19 protein-coding genes are annotated in these 16,733 nt (G+C 43.0%); all 19 read left to right on the top strand.

The window, feature by feature from the left end:
* The first annotated feature begins 8 nt into the window (after nucleotides 1-8).
* The 19 genes from ACZ5N7_RS12580 to ACZ5N7_RS12490 all read left to right on the top strand — a co-directional run bounded on the left by ACZ5N7_RS12580 (nucleotide 9) and on the right by ACZ5N7_RS12490 (nucleotide 16,721).
* Nucleotides 9-887 carry an NAD-dependent epimerase/dehydratase family protein gene (locus tag ACZ5N7_RS12580; RefSeq protein WP_464654589.1) on the top strand — a complete coding sequence of 293 codons (879 nt, stop codon included), beginning with the start codon at nucleotides 9-11 and terminating at the stop codon, nucleotides 885-887.
* Between the two features lie 4 nt (nucleotides 888-891).
* Entirely contained in the window at nucleotides 892-1,680 is a 789-nt protein-coding gene (locus ACZ5N7_RS12575) for a transketolase (RefSeq protein ID WP_464654588.1), read from the top strand.
* Nucleotides 1,677-2,570 carry a transketolase family protein gene (locus ACZ5N7_RS12570; protein ID WP_464654586.1) on the top strand — a complete coding sequence of 298 codons (894 nt, stop codon included), beginning with the start codon at nucleotides 1,677-1,679 and terminating at the stop codon, nucleotides 2,568-2,570. The genes ACZ5N7_RS12575 and ACZ5N7_RS12570 overlap by 4 nt, the downstream gene beginning before the upstream one ends.
* A 28-nt stretch (nucleotides 2,571-2,598) precedes the next feature.
* Nucleotides 2,599-3,579 carry a glycosyltransferase family 2 protein gene (locus ACZ5N7_RS12565; protein ID WP_464654585.1) on the top strand — a complete coding sequence of 327 codons (981 nt, stop codon included), beginning with the start codon at nucleotides 2,599-2,601 and terminating at the stop codon, nucleotides 3,577-3,579.
* Between the two features lie 5 nt (nucleotides 3,580-3,584).
* The gene (locus tag ACZ5N7_RS12560) at nucleotides 3,585-3,962 is read left to right on the top strand and encodes a GtrA family protein (protein WP_464654584.1); all 378 of its coding nucleotides are present in this window, start codon (nucleotides 3,585-3,587) and stop codon (nucleotides 3,960-3,962) included.
* Between the two features lie 26 nt (nucleotides 3,963-3,988).
* Entirely contained in the window at nucleotides 3,989-4,732 is a 744-nt protein-coding gene (locus tag ACZ5N7_RS12555; RefSeq protein WP_464654582.1) for a sugar phosphate nucleotidyltransferase, read from the top strand.
* 15 nt (nucleotides 4,733-4,747) lie between these two features.
* A complete protein-coding gene (rfbC, locus tag ACZ5N7_RS12550; RefSeq protein WP_464654581.1) occupies nucleotides 4,748-5,299 on the top strand; it encodes a dTDP-4-dehydrorhamnose 3,5-epimerase in 552 nt (183 codons plus the stop codon).
* 6 nt (nucleotides 5,300-5,305) lie between these two features.
* Entirely contained in the window at nucleotides 5,306-6,313 is a 1,008-nt protein-coding gene (gene rfbB / locus ACZ5N7_RS12545) for a dTDP-glucose 4,6-dehydratase (RefSeq protein ID WP_464654580.1), read from the top strand.
* Between the two features lie 11 nt (nucleotides 6,314-6,324).
* Nucleotides 6,325-7,167 (top strand): dTDP-4-dehydrorhamnose reductase, encoded by an 843-nt coding sequence (rfbD, locus tag ACZ5N7_RS12540; protein WP_464654579.1) that lies wholly within the window; start codon nucleotides 6,325-6,327, stop codon nucleotides 7,165-7,167.
* Between the two features lie 31 nt (nucleotides 7,168-7,198).
* Nucleotides 7,199-7,828, top strand: coding sequence for a hypothetical protein (locus ACZ5N7_RS12535; protein WP_464654577.1), 630 nt, complete (start codon nucleotides 7,199-7,201; stop codon nucleotides 7,826-7,828).
* A 75-nt stretch (nucleotides 7,829-7,903) separates the two neighbouring features.
* Nucleotides 7,904-8,770: a glycosyltransferase family 2 protein gene (locus ACZ5N7_RS12530; protein ID WP_464654575.1), complete on the top strand. Its 867-nt coding sequence runs from the start codon at nucleotides 7,904-7,906 to the stop codon at nucleotides 8,768-8,770.
* A gap of 6 nt (nucleotides 8,771-8,776) precedes the next feature.
* Entirely contained in the window at nucleotides 8,777-10,183 is a 1,407-nt protein-coding gene (locus tag ACZ5N7_RS12525) for an undecaprenyl-phosphate glucose phosphotransferase (protein WP_464654573.1), read from the top strand.
* 78 nt (nucleotides 10,184-10,261) lie between these two features.
* Nucleotides 10,262-10,393, top strand: a complete 132-nt coding sequence (locus tag ACZ5N7_RS12520) for a hypothetical protein (RefSeq protein WP_464654571.1) — start codon at nucleotides 10,262-10,264, stop codon at nucleotides 10,391-10,393.
* Nucleotides 10,394-10,522: 129 nt separating this feature from the next.
* Nucleotides 10,523-11,836, top strand: a complete 1,314-nt coding sequence (locus ACZ5N7_RS12515) for a LolA family protein (RefSeq protein ID WP_464654570.1) — start codon at nucleotides 10,523-10,525, stop codon at nucleotides 11,834-11,836.
* A 148-nt stretch (nucleotides 11,837-11,984) separates the two neighbouring features.
* On the top strand, nucleotides 11,985-13,148 hold the full coding sequence (alr, locus tag ACZ5N7_RS12510) for an alanine racemase (protein ID WP_464659263.1): 1,164 nt from the start codon (nucleotides 11,985-11,987) through the stop codon (nucleotides 13,146-13,148).
* Nucleotides 13,149-13,331: 183 nt separating this feature from the next.
* Complete coding sequence (locus ACZ5N7_RS12505; protein ID WP_464654568.1) at nucleotides 13,332-13,649, top strand: CopG family ribbon-helix-helix protein; 318 nt, start codon at nucleotides 13,332-13,334, stop codon at nucleotides 13,647-13,649.
* 2 nt (nucleotides 13,650-13,651) lie between these two features.
* Nucleotides 13,652-14,002, top strand: a complete 351-nt coding sequence (locus ACZ5N7_RS12500) for a type II toxin-antitoxin system PemK/MazF family toxin (protein ID WP_464654566.1) — start codon at nucleotides 13,652-13,654, stop codon at nucleotides 14,000-14,002.
* Between the two features lie 87 nt (nucleotides 14,003-14,089).
* Nucleotides 14,090-14,440, top strand: coding sequence for an EamA family transporter (locus ACZ5N7_RS12495; protein WP_464654564.1), 351 nt, complete (start codon nucleotides 14,090-14,092; stop codon nucleotides 14,438-14,440).
* A gap of 100 nt (nucleotides 14,441-14,540) precedes the next feature.
* Entirely contained in the window at nucleotides 14,541-16,721 is a 2,181-nt protein-coding gene (locus tag ACZ5N7_RS12490; protein WP_464659261.1) for a Tex family protein, read from the top strand.
* Nucleotides 16,722-16,733 lie beyond the last annotated feature (12 nt).

The raw sequence follows: 16,733 nt of genomic DNA, 5'->3' as shown, positions 1-16,733 counted from the left end.
GTCTGAATATGTTAAAAGTATTAGTAACCGGAGCAACGGGATTTGTTGGAGCCAGTCTGGTGAAGGCTTTACTTAATGGGAAAAACAAAGTATTTATAACAGCAAGAAAGAGCTCCGACTTTTGGAGAATAATTGATGTAAAGAATAAAATCGAAGAGATTTATTATACAAATTTAGAAAATAGAGCCGAGGTCTTTCAATTAATTGAAGAGTTAAGGCCAGATATTATTTATCATATTGCAACTTACGGCGGTTTTCCTAATCAGGCAGATCCAGAAAGGATTGTTAGTTCTAATCTTAATGCTACTATTAATTTATTAGATGCCGCCACTGCAAATGGAATACAGCAATTTATCAATACTGGAACTTCCTCTGAATACGGTATTAAAAACCACCCAATGAAAGAATCAGATCTATGTGAGCCGGTTAATCTTTATGGCGTCACAAAACTTGCAGCAACGAATTATTGTACTATGATTGGTAAGACTCAGAATTATAAAGTATGTACATTAAGACTGTTTTCCCCCTTTGGTGAATTGGAGGATTCGTCTCGTTTATATCCAAGTATAGTCAACTCCTTGAAAAATGATGAGAGACCAAAACTTTCGAGACCGAATTCAGTAAGGGATTTTATTGAGATTGAGAAAGTCCTTGATGTTTATTTAAATATTATAAATGTAGAATTTGTACCCGGGGATATTATTAACATAGGATCGGGAAAACAAAAAACGATTAGTGAATTTTACGATCAAGTTGCAAAAAGTTTGAATAAGAACCTTGAGCCTGTTTGGGGCGAGGCACCTCCACGTGCCAACGAACCAAAAATGTGGGAAGCAGATATAAGTAAATTAAAAGCTCTAATGAAATATACGCAACTAAGGGAGTAATTTTATGGAAAACACGAATATTAGGAAATCCATTATTCACATGGTACATTATTCCAAATCTTCTCATGTGGGAACGTGTCTATCAATTGTCGATATATTGTATACACTATACTTTAGGATTATGAATATTAATCCTTTGAATCCGGAAAAACCTGATAGGGATAAATTCTTACTAAGCAAAGGTCATGGTAGTGCTGCTTTATATGCTACATTAGCAGAGCGAGGTTTCTTCCCGAAAGAATATTTGGATAAATATTATATTGATGGTGGGATTTTACCAGGACATCTCGATATGGAGGCAGTACCTGGCGTTGAAGCTTCTGCAGGATCACTTGGTCATGGGTTGTCTATTGGCCTTGGAATGGCCATTGCAAACAGGCAAACGAATAATCCTGGGCACGTTTACGTTTTAGTAGGTGATGGGGAGTGTAATGAAGGTTCTATATGGGAAGCAATTATGTTAGCCTCCACACTAAAGTTAGAAAACCTAACAGCTATTGTTGATTATAACAAGTTGCAGAGCTTTGGTAGAACGAATGAAGTTATTTGTCAAGAGAATATAGCTGATCGTTGGAGAGCATTCGGTTGGGAAACTTATGAGGTAGACGGTCATGATCCGAAGAAACTGGCAGATGTATTTAGAATAAAACAAAAAGGACCTAAAGCTATAATTGCTCATACAATCAAAGGTAAGGGTGTATCTTACATGCAAGACAGGCTAGAGTGGCATTATAAATCACCTAATGATGATCAATATAATCAGGCTATAAAGGAATTAGGTGAATCCAAATGAGAAATACTTTTATTCATAACCTAGTAGAAGAAGCAAAAAAAGACAAGAGAATTTTTTTAATAACACCTGACATGGGATTTTCAGTATTAGAAACTTTTCGTGACCTGTTCCCCGACCGTTTTTTAAATGTCGGGATAGCAGAGCAAAATGCGGTTGGAGTGGCTGCAGGACTAGCTTTATCCGGAAAAATCGTTTATGTATATAGTATTATTCCGTTTGTAACTATGCGATGTTTTGAACAGGTAAGAGTCGATGTCGCATATATGAATACTAACATAAGACTAGTTGGGGTCGGTGCAGGACTTTCATATGGGCCCGCAGGAGCAACACATCACTCTATTGAAGATATTGCTATTATGAGAAACCTTCCTAATATGACGGTCTGTTGCCCAGGAGATCCGATTGAAGTTAGGGAAATTGTAAAGCAAAGTGTACAATACCAAGGGCCGATGTACATTAGATTGGGAAAAAACGGAGAACCTAAGATTCATTCGGAAGATACTAAAATAGAGATCGGCAAAGCGATAGAAGTTACTCAGGGTGATGACTTAACATTAATAACTACTAGTAATATGCTTGAGCAAGGGAAAATATGGGTTGATGAATGGGCAAAACAAGGAAAGAATGCAGCCCTCATTAGCATGCCAACCATTAAACCTTTTGATAAAGAGATGGTACTAAAATTAATAGAAAAGAATACACCCATTTATACACTTGAAGAGCATAATATAATTGGTGGTCTAGGCAGCGCAGTAGCTGAAGTAATCGCGGAAAGCGGATCCGGTGTTAAATTTAAGAGAATTGGTATTCCAGATACTTATACACATCATGTAGGCAGCCAAAATTATCTGAGACAAAAAATGATACTGGATAACTTATTTTTTGACTAAAAGCATAACTATGAGTAAAGAGGTTCTTATGAAAACTATTAGTATAGTAACTCCTTGTTATAATGAAGAAGCTAACGTTGAAGAGTTGTACAATCAAGTCAAGGAAATATGTGAACAATTGGATGGGTATACTTACGAACACATTTTTATTGATAATGCTTCAAAAGATAATACCGTTGCAATATTAAAGAGACTTGCCTCTCAGGATCACAATGTGAAAGTTATAGTTAATGCAAGAAATTTTGGACATATACGCTCTCCTTATCATGCATTACTTCAAGCGGAAGGAAACGCAGTCATATTAATGGTTGCTGATCTTCAAGATCCCCCTAAGATGATTCTTGACTTTGTGAAAAAGTGGGAAGAGGGCTATAAAGTTGTCCTAGGTGTAAAAAATGACAGTGAAGAATCAGCACTAATGTTTACTATCAGAAAAATGTACTATAATTTTATTAATAGAGTCTCTGAGATCGAACTAACTAAAAACAACACGGGGTTTGGTTTATATGATCAACAGGTAATAAAAATATTGAGAGATATCGATGATCCGTACCCTTACTTTAGAGGATTGATTTCAGATATAGGATTTGAAAGCTACAAAATAAGTTATGTTCAGCCTGCACGTAAAAGAGGAATTACTAAAAATAATTTTTATACCTTATATGATATTGCCATGTTGGGTATCACAAACCATTCAAAGATCCCATTAAGATTAGCAGCTATGCTCGGTTTTGCAATGTCAGCAATAAGTTTCTTAGTTGCTATTCTCTATTTGCTAGCTAAAGTTGTGTTTTGGAATTATTTTCAAGTTGGTGTTGCTCCTCTTGTTATTGGATTGTTTTTCTTTTCATCGGTTCAATTATTTTTTATTGGGATCATCGGTGAGTATATTGGCTCAATTCATACGCAAGTGTTAAAGCGTCCTTTAGTTATTGAGAAGGAAAGAATTAATTTTGGAGAGAAATCGAAAATGGATACGGATATTAGTCAAGTTTCGATGTATCGGTGATTATTATGCTAATAAATTTTTTTAAGAATCAGTTTGTCAAATTTATATTAGTAGGTATTTTGAATACCCTTTTTGGATATGGAATGTTTTCATTGCTCATTTTTGTTCACTTACATTATTCATTAGCTTCTTTGGTATCGACAATTGTAGGAGTATTATTTAACTACAAGACGACAGGAAGGCTTGTTTTTAACACTAAAAGTAACGCATTGTTATATAAATTTTTATTTGTTTATGGAATTGTGTATCTATTACAAATATCATTTTTAAAAATATTGTTAGTTTATGGTTTGAATATTTATTACTCAGGCTTTCTAATTATGATACCTATCGCTATTATTTCTTTTATATTAAATAAAAAGTTTGTTTTTAAAAACCAATAACATTAGAGTGCTAGGGAGATGTTTAAATGAAAGGTATCATTCTGGCAGGAGGAACGGGTTCACGTCTATATCCATTAACAAAAGTCACAAACAAACACTTGCTTCCCGTCGGTAGATATCCAATGATTTTTCATTCTGTAAATAAGTTGAAGGAAGCAGACATTCAAGATATTCTTGTTGTTACTGGGAAAGATCATATGGGTGATGTAGTTAACCTGCTCGGCAGTGGAAGAGAAATGGGAGTAACGTTTACATACAAAGTGCAAGATGAAGCCGGTGGAATTGCGCAAGCACTGGACTTAGCTGAACATTTTGTAGGTAATGATCAAATGGTGGTTATCTTGGGGGATAATGTATTTTCTGACTCTATTGCCCCTTTTGTTAGCAATTTTAGGAATCAGAGAAACGGTGCAAAGATTCTTATTCAAGAGGTACATGATCCATCTAGGTATGGAGTGCCAGAACTTGATGGTGATAAAATTGTTTCCATTGTAGAAAAGCCTATAAATCCAAAAAGCAGCTTTGCTGTTACTGGAATTTATATGTTTGATAGTAATGTATTCGGCATTATTAAGACACTTAAGCCATCTGATCGTGGAGAACTTGAGATCACTGATGTGAACAATGCTTATATCAATAGGAAACAATTAACATATGATGTACTGGAAGGCTGGTGGACCGATGCCGGAACGCATGCATCACTGTCCAAAGCAAACGAGCTTGCTAAAAATATAGTCTTCGGTAAAGAGTTTGGAAAATTGAAGGTTTAAGTGGGTGAAAATAAGATGAAAGTAATAGTAACAAATATTAAAGACGTATTGATTATTGAACCTGATTCTTTCCAGGATCACCGAGGTTTTTTTATGGAAAGTTACACTAAAAATAAATTCGATCAACAAGGAATAGACCAGATTTTTGTTCAAGATAACCATTCATTATCGGTGGAAGCAGGTGTATTGCGCGGACTTCACTATCAATTGAATCCTAAAGCACAAACCAAACTTGTTCGAGTTGCTAAAGGTGCTATTTATGATGTTGCCGTTGATATTCGTAAGAATTCACCAACCTATGGAATGTGGGTAGGAGTTATTCTTAGTGAATCAAACAAAAGACAGCTTTTAATTCCTAAAGGGTTTGCCCATGGATTTTGCACCCTTGTTGGAAATACAGAAGTTCTTTATAAAGTGGATGAATATTATTCCCCTGAACATGATAAAGGTATGTTGTGGAACGATCCTGATCTAGGGATTGATTGGCCAACTACTAAACCAATTCTATCGGATAAAGATTCCAAGCACCCGTTAATGCGGAATACAGAAAACAATTTTGAGAGGTAGTTAATTATGAGAGTGCTTATCACCGGCGGTGCGGGTTTTATTGGCAGTAACTTTGTTAATTACACGGTTAAAAAATACTCTGATTATCAATTTATTAATTTGGATGCTTTAACTTACGCTGGAAATTTAGAAAATCTTAAATGTGTAGAGCAAAGCCCCAATTATAAATTTATAAAAGGTGATATAGTAGATGCTGCATTAGTAGATTCTCTATTCCATGAGGGGATTGACTATGTAGTAAATTTTGCAGCTGAGTCACATGTAGATAGGAGTATCACAGACCCGGAGATATTTGTTAAAACCAATATAATGGGTACACAAGTACTTTTGGACGCTTCAAAAAAATACGGGGTGAAAAAGTACCTGCAAGTATCAACGGATGAAGTTTACGGTAGTCTAGGTGATACTGGGTATTTTACTGAGGAAACACCGCTAGCCCCTAATAGCCCTTATTCAGCTAGTAAAGCGGGAGCTGATCTGCTTGTTAGAGCCTACCATGAAACGTTTGGTTTTCCTGTAAATATTACGAGATGCTCTAATAATTACGGCCCTTTCCACTTTCCGGAGAAGTTGATTCCATTAATGATAATTAATGCACTGAATAACAAAGAACTTCCAGTGTATGGAGACGGCTTAAACGTTCGCGATTGGCTACATGTTGAAGATCATTGTGCTGCCATTGACTTGGTACTCCATAAAGGTGCGAATGGAGAGGTGTACAACGTCGGCGGGAACAATGAAAGGACGAATATCCATATAGTGAAGAAGATTCTTGAACTTTTGGGTAAATCGGAAGATATTATTAAATACGTAAAAGACCGACCAGGTCACGACAAGCGTTATGCAATAGATGCGACAAAACTTAAAAATGAGTTGGGTTGGAAACCAAAGTATACGTTCGAAACGGGTATAACTGAAACAGTTCAATGGTATTTAAACAATCGAGACTGGTGGAAACGCATCATAAACGGTGATTATCAGAATTACTATGAACAGCAATACATTAAACGATAGCAGAGGTATTTATGAAAATTCTTATTACTGGTGGCAGCGGTCAGTTGGGGACAGATGTTACTCTTCTATTAAAAGAGTGTTGTGAAGTTTTTTCTTACTCGAGTAAAGAATTGGATATCATTAATCAATTCTCAGTTTATAATAAAGTAGATCACATCAGACCTGATGTTATTATTCACTGTGCTGCTTATACAAAGGTAGATTTGGCTGAGTCAGATTCAGATAGAGCCTACCAAGTCAATGCTATAGGGACTCGAAATGTAGCAGTAGCTGCTGAAAAAATAGGGGCCAAAATTGTTTATATCAGTACGGATTACGTGTTTGGCGGCACTTCTAGTATACCTTATAAAGAGTATGACCAAACCAACCCTATCACGGTATATGGTCGTTCTAAATTGGCCGGTGAGGAATTTGTTAAGTCCTTGTCAACCCAATATTTTATACTTAGAACGTCCTGGGTGTATGGCAAGTATGGGCAAAATTTCGTTAAAACAATGCTGAATTTGGCTAAGGATCGTAGTGAACTGAGTGTTGTTAAAGACCAGGTCGGTTCACCAACTTACACAGTGGATTTAGCTAAATTTATCCAACGGGTTATCCAAACCGAGTACTACGGCATTTATCATGTGTCTAATTCCGGCGTCTGTTCTTGGCATGAATTTGCAGAAGCGATATTTAGAGAGGCTGGCTTTAATCAAATAAAAGTTAACCCTGTGACTACTGCTGAGTTTCCAAGGCCAGCTCCAAGACCGGCTTTTTCGGCAATGGATCATATGGCCATAAGAATCAATGGGTTTGAAGAATTAAGACATTGGCAGGATGCATTGAAAGAGTTTATAAACGAAACCGAATGAGCAATACGGTAGTAGGAAATGGAGGGTCATCATGAAAATTATCGTTTCAAGGTTCATAAAATCCCTTCTTTTTCTTGTCTTAGGTGCCGGTTTTGTTTATTTTTACTATCAATGGTATGAAACAGAATCTGCTCAAACTCAATTGGTTAGTAAACAACAAAATACTAAATCTAACAAACAAGATCAACCAGCTCAAAGCGAGAAACAAATTGCGGTGGAGTATTTTGACGCCAATAAGTGGGATAATAACACGGACTTAAAAAAGGTATATAAGGGAACATATGAAATTGAGGGAGACAACGGCAAAAAAGCTGTTTGGGTCAAAAAAGAATCGGATATTCTAATCACTGTTCCCCAAGCTAATGATATTCTGGTTAAAGGATATATACCTTTCTCATTACACAAAAAAGCGGATGAGAACATAAAGGAAGTTAAAATAAATGTTCTGGTAAATAAAAAAGTTATCGGTGAGTTAACGTTTACAGAGGATAAATCTTTTGAGTATACTGTTAAAAGGTCTGCTTTTGAGAATGATGGAAAACAAGTTGATATCCAACTTGAAGTCGATCATGATTACATTCCTTCTAAAACTGGTCTATCCAAAGATGAACGGTCATTAGCAATGTTAATAAATTACATTGGTCCTAACCAAACTCCCTAATGAGGGAGTTTTTTTAATCTTTCCCGGGATTTCATGCTATAATAAAAGCAAATAAACTTTTTCGGGGAAAATTTCATGTATTTAAGTATTTTGGTTGTTAGTTATAACACTAGAGATTTAACATTAAACACTTTAGAGTCCATTTATCGTTCCAAAACGAAATATGAATATGAAGTTATTCTAGTAGATAATGCCTCTGTAGATGATTCTGTTGAAAAAGTAAAGCAGAGTTTCCGATCTGTGAAGATTATAGAAAATGCGGAGAATGTTGGTTTTTCAAAAGCGAACAATCAAGCCATGAAAGTTGCATCTGGAAAATACATACTATTATTAAACTCAGATACAATTGTAGAAGAAGATTCACTTGACATCATGATTCGTTTTATGGATTCCCACACTAAGGTGGGTGCTGCCGGCTGCAAGGTGGTGCTTCCTGACGGATCTTTAGATAAAGCGTGTCGTAGAGGGTTTCCTACACCCTCGGCGTCGTTCTATTACGCTTTCGGCATCAGTAAGTGGTTTCCTCGGAACCCGCGGTTTAACCAATACCAGCTGTCCTACCTGGATCCCGACGAAGAATATCCGGTAGATTGCCTGGTGGGGGCTTTTATGATGGTTCGGAGCGAAGTGATAGAGCAGGTGGGGATGCTGGATGAGGAATTTTTCATGTATGGCGAGGATATTGATTGGTGCTACCGTATTAAGCAGGCCGGATGGGAGAATTATTATTACCCACGTACGCAAATTACCCATTACAAAGGTGCCAGCAGCCGGAGGAAGCCTTTTAAAATCATATATGAATTCCATAGGGCCATGATTCTGTTTCACAGAAAGCATTACAGGCAAAAGTATTCCTGGGTCGTTAATAGTCTCGTATATGCCGGGGTTTGGGTTAAGCTGGGACTTTCTCTTTTACTAAACCGTTTTGGTTCCGTGAGGTGAACAATCGTGTTAAGGCAAAGGCAAGGATTACTACCACAGATTTACTCGTTTTTTGACTTTCTTTGTATTCATGCGGTGTTTGTTTTTTCATGGTGGTTGAAATTTCAAAGCGGATGGATTGCTTATGAGAATCCTCTTCCTTTTGCCCGGTATACTTTCTGGACATCCGTCTATGCTGTAGTTGCGATAGGAATTGCGTATTTCCTCAATTTTTATGTTCCTAAGAGGAAGAAGAAGTTCTCTTATGAAGTTTTTAAAATCCTTCAAATTCATATTTTAAGCTTATTGATTCTGATCAGTATTTTGTTCGTTTTTAAAGAAATCAACGTGTCGCGGCATTATCTTACGCTTTTTCTGGTAAACAATATCATTTTTATGATCATCTACCGCTTTATTGTCAAAGCCACACTAATCCAGCTCAGAGAAAAGGGCTATAACAAACAGTACATACTTATCTTGGGTGCGGGATCGCTGGGCAGAAGGTTTTACGAGAATGTCGTTAACAATCCGGAGTTGGGCTATGATGTGGTTGGGTTTTTGGATGATTTCCACGACAGCCATGAAGAAAAGTATGCCAATTACAAGCAAATCATCGGTAAGATTGACGAACTGGAGAACATTTTACATAAAACCATGATTGATGAGGTTATTATCGCTCTTCCTTTGGCGGCTCACAAGAAATTTGCCCAGATCATTAATACCTGCGAAAAAGCGGGGGTAAAGACATTAATTATTCCGGACTTTTTCGATTTTCTGCCGGCGAAGCCTTATTTTGATAATTTTGCGGGGATTCCTTTGATCAATGTCAGGGACATTCCGTTGGATGAAGCTGGAAACCGGTTTATAAAACGCACGTTTGATATTACTTTCTCTCTGGCTGCTTTGATTGCTGTCCTGCCGTTGATGTGTTTGATTGTAATTGGACTGAAGCTTACGTCGCCCGGTCCGGTCCTGTTCAAGCAGGAAAGGGTGGGCCTCAACCGCAGAAATTTTATGATGTATAAGTTCCGTACGATGAAGATTCTTCCCAAAGAAGTGTCCGACACTGGCTGGACGGTGGAAAATGACCCCAGAAGGACGAGGTTCGGGGCGTTTTTGAGAAAAACTAGTCTGGATGAGCTGCCGCAGTTCATCAATGTTTTGAAAGGCGATATGAGTGTGGTGGGGCCGCGGCCGGAGCGTCCGTTTTTCGTGGAACAATTTAAAGAAGATGTGCCTAAATATATGATTAAGCATCATATTCGGCCTGGGATCACCGGTTGGGCCCAAACGAACGGGCTGCGCGGGGATACTTCCATTGAGGATAGAATCCAGCATGACATTTTTTATATAGAAAATTGGTCTTTTGTTATGGATATGAAGATTATTATGAAAACGATAGTGAACGGACTTATAAATAAGAATGCTTATTGAAAGCCTGCGGCCAAGTATATTTACATCCAAAACTCCTAATACTGTCTGATAGATAGAAAAGTAACAGGAGGTATCGCAATGTACGAACCGGATGATCCTCGCCAAGAGGACAGTTTGGCTGTAGGCAAAGGAATTGTTTTTGGGGTCCTGTTCGGGGCCATTCTATGGGCGGTTATTATCGTTGGGTGGATTTATTTTTTTGTGAAGTGAGGGATCGGACTGTGTCCGGTCTTTTCTTTTTTTAATAGGGCAGAACTCCCGGCTAGTCTGCATAATCGTCCAAGTCCTCTCATAGACATGTACCAGTATGTAATTTCATGGGATTGAGGGGATGATGGAATGCGTCGGGTCACATGGGTATTAGCTGTCATAATGAGTCTGGCCTTGGTTCTGGCGGGCTGTGGAAAAAAAGATGCAGGCGCGGTAGTAAAGGATTTGGATCGTGTGATCAATAAGCTGGACAGCTACCAAGGCTCGGGAACGATGGTGCTTCATACGGGGCAGCAGCCTCAGGAGTATCAGGTCGAAGTTTGGTATCAGAACCCTCATTATTATCGCATTGCTTTAACGAATGAGAAGAAGGATATTACGCAGATTGTCCTGAAAAACGATGAAGGGGTGTTTGTGCTCACTCCGCATCTGAACAAAAGCTTCCGTTTCCAAAGCGAGTGGCCTGAAAAGCAGGGGCAGGTGTATCTGTTCCAGTCGCTGGCCCACAGTATTCTCAATGATAATGACCGTCAGTTTACGACCGATGATAAAAATTATGTGTTTAATGTGCTCGCGAACTATCAGAATGGATCGTTGGCCCGCCAGAAAATTTGGCTGGATAAAAAGAATTTGGCTCCAAGGCAGGTCGAGGTCCTCGATTCCAATGCGAATGTGATGGTGGATGTGAATTTTACGAAATTTGAGTTCGGCAGGAAGTTTGATAAGGATTCTTTTCAAATGCAGCGGAATTTGACTGGCTGGAATATTCAGAAGCTTCCGACGCTGGGGCTGGGCAAGGATGTTTCTGGTCTGAATGCGAGCGGCGGCCAGACTGATGTAGCGGCGAAGCAGGGAGACGCGGGTAAGGCGGCGACTGGCGCGGACGTGAGCGGTGGCAAGGCGGACGCGGGAGCGAAGCAGGGAGACGCGGGTAAGGCGGCGGCAGGAGCGGGAGTGAGCGGCGGCAAGGCGGATGCGGGAGCGAAGCAGGGAGACGCGGGTAAGGCGGCGGCGGGAGCGGGAGTGAGCGGCGGCAAGGCGGATGCGGGAGCGAAGCAGGGAGACGCGGTCAAGACGACGACTGGCGGGGGAAGCGCCGCAGCGCAGCAGTTCGGTGTGATCGAGCCGCAGTACTTGCCAAAGGGTGTTGCGCAGCGGGACGTAACCGAGATTAAGTTAGGCGATGAGAAGGCGATCATGCTGAGATACTCCGGAAAGTTCAACTACAACCTTGTGGAGTCCCGGCCTTTGGCTCAAACGGCGACATCAATGTCGGCAGATCTGGTTGATCTTGGGTTCGGGTTTGGCGTACTGTCAGGCACGGATATGAAGACCCTGACCTGGATGTCTGACGGCGTTGAATTCAGATTGTCCAGCGGGGATTTGCCTATGACTGACATGATTCATGTAGCTCAAGCCGTGCAGGGGCAGATGGGTAAGTAACTTCCATGTTCACATTGACAGAGCGGCGGGAACCGATTAACATAAATACTGTCGGTCCATGATCGGTACAAGAGATCGATAAGGGGAAGGGTCTGCGATGTCGGACGGCTTCCCTTTATCGGTTTATTTTATGAAGAAGGTGAACAAGGTGGACTCGTTTTACCGTCCCACAAGGGTGGAGATTTCTTTGGACGCCCTTCGCCATAACATCCAAAGCTTTCAGCAAATACTGCCCAAGACGATGAATATTATGGCGGTCGTTAAAGCGAATGCGTACGGGCACGGGGCCGTTGAGGTTTCAAGGGAAGCATTGGCTTGCGGCGCGAGCAGATTGGCGGTGGCTTTCCTGGACGAAGCGCTGGAACTGCGGAGAGCGGGTATTACAGCTCCCATTCTGGTTCTGGGCTACACGCCCCCGCAGGGGCTGCTGACAGCGGCGGAGAACGATATCACGTTGGCTGTGTACAGCGACAATGTTCTGGAGGCTCTTACCAGCCTCAAAAACGAAAAGCGTCTTAGAATCCACATCAAGCTGGACACCGGAATGGGCAGAATCGGCCTTTATAAGGAAGAGGATGCGCAGAGGTTCGTCGAAAAGGCGCTTCAACTGCCCAATGTGTTGGTGGAGGGGTTGTTCACTCATTTTGCGGCCGCTGATGAGGCGGACAAATCCTATACGTTCGAGCAGTACAGCCGTTTCGAGCGGATTGTGGATTATTTTGCACAAAGGGGAATCCGTTTCGACCTGCTTCACACTGGAAACAGCGCAGCAGCCATAGAGCTTCCCGAGCTTTCTTATAATATGGTCCGGCTTGGCATCAGTATGTACGGGATGTATCCTTCGGACGAAGTGAACAGGGAGCGGGTAGAACTTCAGCCGGTATTAAGCCTGAAAACAGCTGTCGTGATGGTCAAGACGCTTCCTCCGGGCTCTGGCATCAGCTATGGCACAATTTATCACACTAGCAAAGACGAGAGGATCGCCACGCTGCCCATAGGCTACGCCGACGGCTTCTCACGCATGCTGACGGAAAATGCGGAGGCTTTGCTGCACGGCCGCAGATATCCTGTCGTCGGCAAAATTTGCATGGACCAGTGTATGATCGAGGTGACGGACGCCCCGCGCTGCGATTTTCACGATGAGGTGGTGCTGATCGGCAAGCAGGGAGATCAAACCATTTCCGCGGACGAAATTGCCAGCCGGCTTGGCACGATCAATTATGAAGTTACCTGCATGATCTCGCATCGGGTGCCGCGCATTTATATGCGGGATGGCGCCGCCATAAAGGTGGTAAATCCGCTTAATCCTTAAGGGGCACAGAGGTGTGGAAACATTTGGAGATGTAAATTTTGATAGAATTCTTATATGCTAAAGAGGAATTTGTCTTTTTGTATCGAATAGTATAGCTTGTGCAAAATTGAAGAAGTGTATATCATAATTGCTGTATCTATGCATATACTTGCTTTTGTATAATTCTGCTTCATTATCGTCATAATGGTAATATTGGGTCGTTATGTGGGGGTGCGATTAGTAATAATGCATAATACTACGAAAAGAATCATGATCAGCCTGCCAGACCAACTGCTGGAGGAGGTAGATGGGATCGTGGAAGCGGAAAATTCCAATCGGAGCGAGTTTATTCGTCAAGCTATGAAGCTTTACCTCCTGGAAAGAAAGAAAAGGTACCTGCGTGAGTCGATGCAGCGCGGTTATATGGAGATGGCAAAGATCAATCTTAATATGGCCTCGGAGGCATTTCAGGCGGAGGAAGACGCGGAAGTCACGCTGGACCGCTTAGTTAGCGGGGTGTAGCCTTGATTGTCAAACGTGGCGATGTATTTTTCGCAGATTTGTCCCCCGTCGTAGGCTCGGAGCAGGGCGGTATCCGGCCTGTTCTTATCATTCAGAATGACATTGGCAACCGGTTTAGCCCTACGGTCATTATCGCGGCCATCACCGCGCAGATCCAAAAGGCCAAGCTGCCCACGCATGTGGAAATTGACGCGGAAACTCACGGTTTTGACAGAAACTCGGTCATTCTCCTGGAGCAGATCCGCACGATCGATAAGCAAAGGCTCACCGACAAAATTACTCACTTGGATGAAGAAACCATGCGTAAGGTCAACGATGCGCTGCAGATTAGCGTCGGGCTGATTGATTTTTAGCGGGTGGAAGGCATATCAATAGCAAGCATGGAGACGTCGCAAGACGTTTTTTTTGTGGTAAAAGAAAATAAGATAGGGGATTCATACATGGCAATTAACGTGTTCTTAATTATCTCCAACATCATTCTTTTGGTCGCGGGACAAACTCTTTGGAAACTAGGCCTCAATAAAATCGGGAGTTTTCAGCTTTCCAACCTGTCGAAAATCCTGTTCTCCCCCTACATCATCTCAGGCGTTTTTCTTTACGGTATAGCGACGGTTTTATGGCTGGCGATTTTGTCGCGGCTGCCTCTGAGCCTTGCTTATCCTTTACAAAGTCTGGCCTACGTGGCAGGGATGATAATCGCGCTGTATTTATTTAATGAGACGATCCCTGTGACCCGTTGGGTTGGGGTTGGAATTATTTTGGTGGGAGTATCGGTTCTGAGCTGGAAATAAGCGGCGCGTATAGGAAAATAGTCAGTCTTAAGATTTAAGCAAAGGATGGTTTGTTTTGGATAAAGAACTGGTTGACACACATACACAGGAAGATCCCAAAATCGCGAAGCAGCAGGCCGCCCAAAGAAAAGAACGTATGCTCGAGCAGATCGGGGCCGAACTGCAGCTGCCGGTGACTAAAGTGCGCGCTGCCATGGGGCTGCTGGACGAAGGGAATACGATTCCTTTTATCGCCCGGTACCGCAAGGAAATGACAGGTGAGCTCGATGAGAACCAGCTGCGCGATGTGGAGGAACGGCTGCAGTACCTGAGAAACCTGGAGGACCGCAAGCTGGAAGTGATTCGGTTGATTGACGAGCAGGGGAAGCTGACGGAGGAGCTGAGAGCCTCCATAGAGCAGTCAGCCAAGCTGCAGGAGATAGAGGACCTGTACCGGCCTTACCGCCAGAAACGCAAAACGCGTGCCAGCGTCGCCAGAGAGCGGGGACTCGAGCCTCTGGCCGTGTGGATCATGGCGCAGCCTAAGATGGGGACTCTTGCGGAGGAGGCGGCGAAGTATGTCGATGCGGAGAAAGAAGTCCATAGCGCCGAAGAAGCCGTCCAGGGGGCTATGGATATCCTTGCCGAGAATATCGCCGACGACGCGAAAGTGCGGGCTTGGGTGCGGAAGTTTACTTTTGACCAGGGAGCGGTAAGGACGGAAGCAAAGGATGCGGAACAGGATTCGGTGTACGAGATGTACTATGCTTATCAGGAGCCCGTGCGGAAGCTGCCGCCCCATCGGATTCTGGCCATAAACCGGGGCGAGAGGGAAGATGTGCTGAAGGTTTATTTGGAAGTGCCTGTGGAGAAGATCCACGAGTACATTGCGCGCCAATACATAAAAGGTCCTTCCATTGTCAGAGACACGCTTCAAGCGGTGGTGGAGGACGCCTACAAGCGGCTCATCGCCTCCTCCATCGAAAGGGAAGTGCGCAACGAGCTGACGGAAAAAGCCGAAGAGCAGGCGATCCGGATTTTCTCCGAGAACCTGCGGAATTTATTGCTGCAGCCCCCTGTGAAAGGGAATGTGGTGCTTGGGGTCGATCCGGCCTACCGGACAGGCTGCAAGCTCGCTGTAGTGGATGAGACGGGCAAAATGTTGGAAGTCGCCGTCACTTACCCTACACCTCCGAACAACAAAGTCGCGGAAGCCAAGGCAAAGTTCAAGTCCATCATCGAAAAATACGGCGTACAGCTCATTGTCATCGGCAACGGCACGGCTTCCAGGGAGACGGAGCAGTTCGTCGCGGAGCTGATCGGGGAGATGAAAAAGCCGAGCCTCCATTACATTATTGTCAGCGAGGCGGGCGCCAGCGTGTATTCGGCGTCCAAGCTTGCGCAGGGAGAGTTCCCGGATCTGGACGTGGCGGAGCGAAGTGCGATTTCCATCGCGAGAAGGCTGCAGGATCCGCTCGCCGAGCTGGTCAAAATCGAACCAAAAGCGATCGGGGTCGGCCAGTATCAGCATGACGTGTCGCAGAAGCGGCTGGACGAGAGCTTGAAGGGAGTCGTAGAGTCGGCGGTGAACCATGTGGGAGTGGATGTCAATACGGCATCTGCAGCGCTTTTATCCTATATCTCCGGCATTAATGCGACACTTGCCCAGAATGTGGTGAAATACCGTGAGGAGAACGGCAAGTTTGCCACCCGTGCCCAGCTGCAGAAGGTGCCCCGACTGGGCGCTAAGGCTTTTGAACAGTGTGCGGGATTCCTCCGGATCAGTGACGGCAAGAATCCGCTCGATAACACTCCGATCCATCCGGAATCCTATGATGTGGTGGATAAGCTGTTCGGCGAGCTTAGGATGGAGCTGAAGCAGTTAGGGTCTGCCGAGCTCAGGGAGAAGCTGAAGCAGGTGGAGGCGGACGAACTGGCTGTGAAGCTGAATGTGGGTGTGCCTACGTTGAAGGATATTTTGGACAGCCTGCAGCGGCCCGGTAGGGATCCTCGGGAGGAACTGCCGCCGCCGATTTTCCGTACGGATGTGCTGCAGTTGGAGGATTTGACGCCCGGTATGGAGCTGCAGGGAACGGTGCGTAATGTGATTGATTTCGGGGCTTTTGTGGATATCGGCATTAAAAATGACGGGCTTGTCCATATTTCCCAGCTGGCCGACCGTTTTGTAAAACATCCGATGGATGTCGTCTCCATAGGCGATATTGTGAAAGTCTGGGTGTTGGGTGTGGATTTGAAAAAAGGCAGAGTCAGCCTGACGATGAAGAATCCGAAAGGCGAGTAGAACGACAAAGAG

This window comes from Paenibacillus sp. JCM 18996 (assembly GCF_055392555.1).
The sequence above is the reverse complement of the archived record's forward strand: the minus strand, read 5'-3'. Positions and strand labels throughout refer to the sequence as shown.